At 76.7% G+C, this 6,918-nt stretch carries 7 protein-coding genes, 1 pseudogene and 1 riboswitch; of the genes and pseudogenes, 7 read left to right on the plus strand and 1 reads right to left on the minus strand.

The window, feature by feature from the left end; all coding sequences use genetic code 11:
- From JZ5iCDA_RS14145 to JZ5iCDA_RS14170, 6 genes and pseudogenes are all read left to right on the plus strand, one after another.
- Positions 1–295: pseudogene (locus JZ5iCDA_RS14145) on the plus strand (primosomal protein N'); the annotation flags it as partial.
- Positions 292–954, plus strand: a complete 663-nt coding sequence (locus tag JZ5iCDA_RS14150; RefSeq protein WP_069387749.1) for an HAD family hydrolase — start codon at positions 292–294, stop codon at positions 952–954. The pseudogene JZ5iCDA_RS14145 and the gene JZ5iCDA_RS14150, both read left to right, overlap by 4 nt.
- Before the next feature lie 31 nt (positions 955–985).
- The gene (gene fmt, locus JZ5iCDA_RS14155; RefSeq protein ID WP_069387750.1) at positions 986–1,939 is read left to right on the plus strand and encodes a methionyl-tRNA formyltransferase; all 954 of its coding nucleotides are present in this window, start codon (positions 986–988) and stop codon (positions 1,937–1,939) included.
- Positions 1,940–2,184: 245 nt separating this feature from the next.
- Positions 2,185–3,612 carry an RsmB/NOP family class I SAM-dependent RNA methyltransferase gene (locus JZ5iCDA_RS14160; protein ID WP_139123121.1) on the plus strand — a complete coding sequence of 476 codons (1,428 nt, stop codon included), beginning with the start codon at positions 2,185–2,187 and terminating at the stop codon, positions 3,610–3,612.
- A 76-nt stretch (positions 3,613–3,688) separates the two neighbouring features.
- Positions 3,689–3,928, plus strand: a complete 240-nt coding sequence (locus JZ5iCDA_RS14165; protein WP_069387751.1) for a helix-turn-helix transcriptional regulator — start codon at positions 3,689–3,691, stop codon at positions 3,926–3,928.
- The gene (locus tag JZ5iCDA_RS14170) at positions 3,925–5,202 is read left to right on the plus strand and encodes a HipA domain-containing protein (protein ID WP_069387752.1); all 1,278 of its coding nucleotides are present in this window, start codon (positions 3,925–3,927) and stop codon (positions 5,200–5,202) included. The genes JZ5iCDA_RS14165 and JZ5iCDA_RS14170 overlap by 4 nt, the downstream gene beginning before the upstream one ends.
- Positions 5,203–5,220: 18 nt before the next feature.
- On the opposite strand, the gene JZ5iCDA_RS14175 is transcribed toward JZ5iCDA_RS14170, so the two are convergent.
- Positions 5,221–5,763: a GNAT family N-acetyltransferase gene (locus JZ5iCDA_RS14175; RefSeq protein WP_069387753.1), complete on the minus strand. Its 543-nt coding sequence runs from the start codon at positions 5,761–5,763 to the stop codon at positions 5,221–5,223.
- Positions 5,764–5,801: 38 nt separating this feature from the next.
- On the opposite strand from JZ5iCDA_RS14175, the gene rpe reads away from it, so the two are divergent.
- The gene (gene rpe, locus JZ5iCDA_RS14180; RefSeq protein WP_069387754.1) at positions 5,802–6,467 is read left to right on the plus strand and encodes a ribulose-phosphate 3-epimerase; all 666 of its coding nucleotides are present in this window, start codon (positions 5,802–5,804) and stop codon (positions 6,465–6,467) included.
- Between the two features lie 284 nt (positions 6,468–6,751).
- Positions 6,752–6,878: riboswitch (FMN riboswitch) on the plus strand.
- Positions 6,879–6,918: the final 40 nt, after the last annotated feature.

Below are 6,918 nucleotides of genomic sequence, written 5' to 3' on the forward strand. Positions count from 1 at the left end.
CCGGGTCGTCGCCGCCGTCAGCGGGGACCGTGCCGCGGTCGCGGCCGTGCTCGACCGGGTGGAGCTCGCGGGCCCGGACACCGTCCTCGGCCCCGTGGAGGTCGCCCCGACGCGCCCGGAGGAGACGCCGGACCTCGCGGCGGGCGTCGCGCGGCCCGTGCGGGCGGTCGTGCGCGTCCCGTACCGTGACGGGCGCACCCTGGCGCGCCAGCTCGCCGCCTCGCTCGCGGTGCGGTCCGCGCGCCGCGAGCCAGGCAGCGTGCGCGTCCAGCTCGACCCCAAGGAGATCCTGTGACCGGAACCTCGACCGACGCCGCGCCCGAGCAGGCCGGCACCGTGTCGATCGACGCGGTGCTGTACGACTTCGGCAACGTCCTGGTGGGGTGGGACCCGTACCGCGCCTACGACGGGCACACCTCGCGCGAGGACGTGGACGCGTTCTTCGCCGACGTGGACTTCACCGCGCTCAACCACGCGCGCGACGCCGGCGAGACGTGGGCGGCGGCGCGCACGCACGTCGGCGCCACGCACCCGCACCACGTCGCGCTCCTCGACCGCTACGTCGAGCACTTCCCGGCGACGCTCACGGGGCCCGTGGACGGCTCCGAGGAGCTCGTGCGCGAGCTGCGCGGCCTGGGCCTGCGCCTGTACGGGCTCACGAACTGGTCGGCGGAGCTGTTCCACCACGCCGCCACGGCCGCGCCCGCGACGGCGCTCATGGACGACGTGCTGGTCTCCGGCCGCGAGGGCCTCGCGAAGCCGGACCCGCGCATCTTCGCCCTGACGATCGAGCGGTTCGGCCTCGACCCCGAGCGCACCCTGTTCACCGACGACAGCCCCGCGAACGTGGACGCCGCCGCGCGCCTGGGCCTGCGGACCCACCTCTTCCGGGGCACCGCGGGCCTGCGCGCCGCACTGCGCGAGCTCGGCGTCGACGTCGCACCGCCCGCCTGAGCCACCTCGCCCGACACCTAGACTCGGGCCCATGCGCCTGCTGTTCGCCGGGACCCCGGATACCGCGGTCCCCTCCCTCGACGCCCTCCTCGCCTCCCGCCACGAGGTCGTCGCCGTCCTCACGCGCGCCGACGCCCCCGCGGGGCGCGGGCGCCGTCTCGTGCCCAGCCCGGTACGGGTGCGTGCGGAGGAGGCAGGCGTGCCGGTCCTCACGGACCGTCCGCGCGGCGAGGAGTTCCTCGCGACGCTGCGCGACCTGGACGTCGACGCGGCGCCCGTCGTCGCGTACGGGGAGATCCTGCGCCCGGACGTGCTCGCCGTCCCGCACCACGGCTGGGTGAACCTGCACTTCTCCGTCCTGCCCGCGTGGCGCGGCGCCGCCCCGGTGCAGCGCGCGATCATCTCCGGCGACGAGGTCACGGGCGCCACGACGTTCCTCATCGAGGAGGGCCTGGACTCCGGGCCCGTGCTCGGCACGACGACCGAGACGATCCGGCCCCGCGACACCGCCGGCGACCTCCTCGGCCGCCTCGCCGTCTCGGGCGCCGGGCTGCTCGTCGCGACCCTCGACGCCCTCGAGGACGGCACGCTGCGCCCCCAGCCGCAGCCCGCGGACGGCGTCACGCACGCCGCGAAGCTCACGCCCGCCGACGCGCGCGTGCGCTGGGACGTCCCGGCGCTCGCGGTCGACCGGCTCGTGCGCGGCTGCACGCCCGCCCCGGGGGCCTGGACGACCCTGCCCGGACCCGACGGCGCCCCGGTACGCCTCGGGCTCGGCCCCGTGACGCCGCTGACCGACGTGACGGACCTGCGCCCGGGCCAGGTGCGCGCCGGGAAGAAGGACGTGCTCGTCGGCACGGCCACGCACGCCGTCCGCCTCGGCGACGTCGCGCCCGTGGGGCGCAAGCACATGCCCGCCGCCGACTGGGCCCGCGGGGCGCGCCTGCCGGAGGATCTCGTCCTCGGCGCGGAGGTCGCCGCGTGAGCGCGCAGGGCCCCCGCCGGGGCGACCAGGACGACCACCGCCGGGACGGGTCGAACGCCCGTTCGAACGACCCGAGGCGATCCGACGGCGCGACCGGAGGAGCTTCGAACGCGCGTTCGAGCGGACGGCCACCGCGGGCCGGCCACGCGTCGAACGCGCGTTCGAGCGCGGCCGGCGCGGGCGGCGACGACGCCCGACGCGACGCACGCGGCCGCCAGCGCGGCGCCGCGCGCAGCCGCGGGGACGTGCACCGCAGCTCCACCGCGCCCTCCGAGCGGCGCAAGGGCACCGACCCCGCCCGCACCGCCGCGTTCGACGTCCTGCGCGAGGTCGACGGCTCCGACGCCTACGCCAACCTCGTCCTGCCCCCGCTCCTGCGCGAGCGCGGCATCCGCGGCCGCGACGCTGGCTTCGCCACCGAGCTCGCGTACGGCACCCTGCGCCTGCGCGGCCGCTACGACGCCGTCCTCGCGCGCTGCCTCGACCGCCCCCTGGACCGCCTCGACCCGCCCGTCCTCGACATCCTGCGCCTCGGCACCCACCAGCTCCTCGCCATGCGCGTGCCCCAGCACGCCGCCGTCTCCGAGACCGTCGGCCTCGCCCGCGCCCGCACCGGCGCCGGCAGCGCCCAGCTCGTCAACGCCGTCCTGCGCCGCGTCGCCCGCACCCCGCTGGCGGACTGGCTCGCCACCATCGCCGACGACGCCCCCGACGAGCTCACGGCGCTCGCGGACACCGGCTCCCACCCCGTGTGGGTCGCCCGCGCCCTGCGCGACGCCCTCGCCGGCACCGGCCGCGACCCCGCCGAGCTCGCCCGCCTCCTCGACGCCGACAACGACGCCCCCCGCGTCACCCTCGTCGCCCGCCCCGGCCTCGCCGACACCGACGAGCTCGCCGACCAGCGCACCACCCCCGGCCGCTGGGCCCCCACCGCCCTCGTCCTCGACGGCGGCGACCCCGCCGCCTACGGGGCCGTGCGCGACGGACGCGCCGGCGTCCAGGACGAGGGCAGCCAGCTCGTCGCCCTCGCCCTCGCCGCCGCCCCCCTCGACGGCCCCGACACCCGCTGGCTCGACCTGTGCGCCGGCCCCGGCGGCAAGGCCGCCCTCCTCGGCGCCCTCGCCGCCCAGCGCGACGCCCGCCTCGTCGCCAACGAGGTCCAGCCCCACCGCGCCCGCCTCGTCACCCAGGCGCTCGCGGCCGTGCCCGCCTCCGCCGTCGAAGCCGTGCGCACCGGGGACGGGCGCGACGTCGGGCAGGACGAGCCCGGCGCCTACGACCGCGTCCTCCTCGACGCCCCCTGCACCGGGCTCGGCGCCCTGCGCCGCCGCCCCGAGTCCCGCTGGCGCCGCACCCCCGGCGACCTCGCCACCCTCACCGGCCTCCAGCGCGAGCTCCTCGCGTCCGCGATCGACGCCGTGCGACCCGGGGGAGTGGTCGCCTACGTGACGTGCTCCCCGCACCTCGCCGAGACCCAGGTCGTCGTCGCCGACGTGCTGCGCCGCCGCGACGACGTCGAGATCCTCGACGCCCCCGCCGTCGTGCGCGACGTCGTGCGCCCCGACGCCCGCGACACCATCGACCTCGGCGACCGCCCCGACGTCCAGCTGTGGCCCCACGTCCACGGCACCGACGCCATGCACCTCACGCTCCTGCGCCGCACCATGTCGTGATATCTCGACACTCCTCCGACGTCGCGATAACCTGACACCCGAGCGGCGCCAGAACATCCCGACACCGGAGGACCGCATGGACACCCCCGACCCACCCCGCTGGACCCGCCCCCGCAGCGCCACCGACCTCGGCCGCTTCGTCCGCCGCGTCCGCCGCCACCGCGGCATCACCCAGGAGGCGCTCGCGGCCGACCTCGGCATCACGCGCCAGTACGTCTCCGAGCTCGAGAACGGCGCCGAGAACCTCTACGTCCGGCGCCTCTTCGAGATCTTCGACGAGCTCGGCATCGACGTCCGCCTCGAGGAACGCCCGTGACCGACGCACTCGACGCCTGGCTCTACGGCACCCACGTCGCCCGCCTCCACCGCGCCGGCGACCGCACCGCACCCGGCGTCCACCTCCGCTGGACCCCCGACGCCATCGACCGCTGGGGTGTCGGCGCCCGCGTCCTGTCCCACCTGCTCCCTACCACCGACACCACCGAGCCGCCGCCCCACCCCGCCAAGGTCGCCGCCTGGCTCGACGGACTGATGCCCGAGGGCCGCACGCGCGAGCAGATGGCCCTCGATGCCGGCGTCGACCCCGACGACGCCGTCGCGTTCCTCGCGCACTACGGCGCCGACACCGCCGGCGCGCTCGTCCTCCTCCCGCACGGGACCGCCCCCGCGCCCCGCCGGAGCGCACCCGAGCGCCTCGACGACGCCGGCGTCGCCCGCCTCCTGCGCGCCGCGATCGCCCGCGCCGGCGGCGCCGGTCGCACCGAGCACCTCACCAGCTCCCTGCCCGGCATGGAGCCCAAGATCACCCTGCTCCACGACGGCCACGGCTGGGCCCGCGCCCACGGCACGACCCCCACCACCCACATCCTCAAGGCCGCCCGCCCCTCCGACTCACCCACCGCCGACCTCGTCAACACCGAGGCCGCCAGCCTCGACCTCGCCCGCCGCATCGGGCTCACCACCGTCCACGCCCACGTCACCGAGCTCGACGGCGAACGCTGCCTCGTCGTCACCCGCTACGACCGCGTCCCCGGCCCCGACGGCGTCCAGCGCCTCCACCAGGAGGACACCGCCCAGGCCCTCGGCCTCAACACCCGCGACCCCGAGCGCAAGTTCCAGCACGGCCGCGCCCTGCCGTCCCTCGCCCGCATCGCCCGCGTCCTGCGCGACGACGGCACCCGCCCCGACCCGCTCCTCGCCCTCACCACCTTCAACCTCGCCGTCGGCAACACCGATGCGCACGCCAAGAACATCTCCCTGCTGCGCCACGCCGACGGCACCGTCCGCCTCGCCCCCGCCTACGACGTGTCCATGCACCTGCACCACGCCCACGCGTCGCGCGTCTTCGCCATGGACGTCGCGGGCGAGCGCGACATGGACGCCCTCACCGCCGAAGACCTCGTCGCCGAGGGCGCCTCCTGGGGCCTGCCCCCACGCCGCGCCCACCGCGTCGTGAGCCAGACGCTCGAGGCGCTCACGGACGCGCTCGGCGCCGTCGACCGCACCGCGCACCCCGGCGTCGACCGGCACGCGTGGCGCACCGTGGAGCAGCGCACGGGCGCCCTGCGGCGGAGCCTTCCCGCCGCGTGAGCGTCTCGGCGGCAGCGCTCAGGCCGGGGCGTCCAGCGCGCGCTGCAGGAGGACGGTGTCGACCCAGCGGCCGTGCTTGAACCCGACGGCGGTGAGACGGCCGGCCTCGACGAACCCGAGCCGGCGGTGCAGCGGCAGCGACGCCGCCGCCTCGGGCACGTCGGCGACGACCGAGACGACCTGGCGGGCGCCCGCTTGGGCCGCGGCGTCGAGCAGGGCCGTGAGCAGCGCCGTGCCGAGGCCCTGCCCGGCGTACGCAGGGTCGAGGTAGATGGTGTCCTCGACCGTGTGCCGGTAGGCCGCCTTGGGCCGCCACGGGCCCGCGTACGCGAACCCCGCCACCGCGCCGTCGACGTCCGCGACGAGGAACGGCAGGCCGCGCCGCGCGAGGTCGTCGTGCTTGTCGGCCCATCGCGCGACGTCCCACGGCTCGGCCTCGAACGTCACGGCGGTGTCGCGCGCGAACGGGGCGAAGATCGCCGCGACCCGAGGCAGGTCGGCCGCGACGGCGGGGCGGACGGTCGCCCGCGGCGCGCGGGGCGGGGGAGGGGAGTGGTCCACGGGACGAGGGTACGGCCGTGCGCCCTACGCTGGCCCCTATGTCTGCCCTCATCGCCCCGAGCATCCTGTCCGCCGACTTCGCGAACCTCGAGCGGGACCTCCAGGCCATCTCGACGGCCGACTACGCGCACGTCGACGTCATGGACAACCACTTCGTGCCGAACCTCACGCTGGGGCTGCCCGTCTTCGAGCGGCTGGTGGAGGTGTCGCCGGTGCCGGTCGACGCGCACCTCATGATCGAGGACCCGGACCGCTGGGCACCGGCGTACGCGGAGGCGGGCGCGGGGTCGGTGACGTTCCACGCGGAGGCCGCGACGGCGCCCGTGCGGCTCGCGCGCGAGCTGCGCCGCCTCGGGGCGCGGGCGGGCGTGGCACTGCGGCCGGCGACCCCCGTGGAGCCGTTCCTCGATCTCCTGGGCGAGATCGACATGCTCCTCGTCATGACGGTCGAGCCGGGCTTCGGCGGGCAGTCGTTCATCGACGGGACGCTCCCGAAGATCCGGCGGGCGCGCGAGGCCGTGAGCGAGTCCGGCCTCGACGTGTGGATCCAGGTCGACGGGGGAGTGTCCCGGTCCACCATCGAGCGCGCCGCGGACGCCGGCGCCAACGTGTTCGTCGCCGGCTCGGCGGTGTACGGGGCGGAGAGCATCCCGGGGGAGATCCAGGCGCTGCGTGACCTGGCGGACGGCGCGCACGCCCACTGAGGCGTCCGGGGGAGGGGCGAGCAGCGCCCTGTGTGCCGTCCCTCCCCGCCACCGGGGCGTCGACGGCGCGGGCTCGGGATCGAGGCGTCCGGTCCCGAGCGGCCCCCGGCGACGCTGACGCGATGGCGCCGTCTCCTTCCCAGAAAAATAGTGTGCCAAGCGCACATCACCCTCAATCACCGACACCTCGAAGTCACCAGCAGCACGGGAGCAGGGGGAGGCCCGGTGGCGGGGAGCACGAGCTGCGCGGCCGGTGTGGCATCCTGGACGGCAGCAGTACGCACGAACGTGCTCCGGGGTCGGTGCAATTCCGAGCCGGCGGTGACAGTCCGCGACCCGCGCCCTACGCGCGGTTGACCTGGTGGAACTCCAGGACCGACGGTGACAGTCCGGATGGGAGGAAGCACGTGCGGCGCGGCCGTCCCCACGGCGTGCGCCCGCCGAGACGATC

It is taken from the genome of Cellulosimicrobium cellulans, from assembly GCF_001722485.1.
In the GTDB taxonomy this organism is placed as follows: domain Bacteria; phylum Actinomycetota; class Actinomycetes; order Actinomycetales; family Cellulomonadaceae; genus Cellulosimicrobium; species Cellulosimicrobium cellulans_A.

Coding starts and splice junctions, on each gene's coding strand:
- fmt (WP_069387750.1), top strand. CDS start 986: ATGCGCCTGCTGTTCGCCGGGACCCCGGATACCGCGGTCCCCTCCCTC.
- rpe (WP_069387754.1), top strand. CDS start 5,802: ATGTCTGCCCTCATCGCCCCGAGCATCCTGTCCGCCGACTTCGCGAAC.
- JZ5iCDA_RS14165 (WP_069387751.1), top strand. CDS start 3,689: ATGGACACCCCCGACCCACCCCGCTGGACCCGCCCCCGCAGCGCCACC.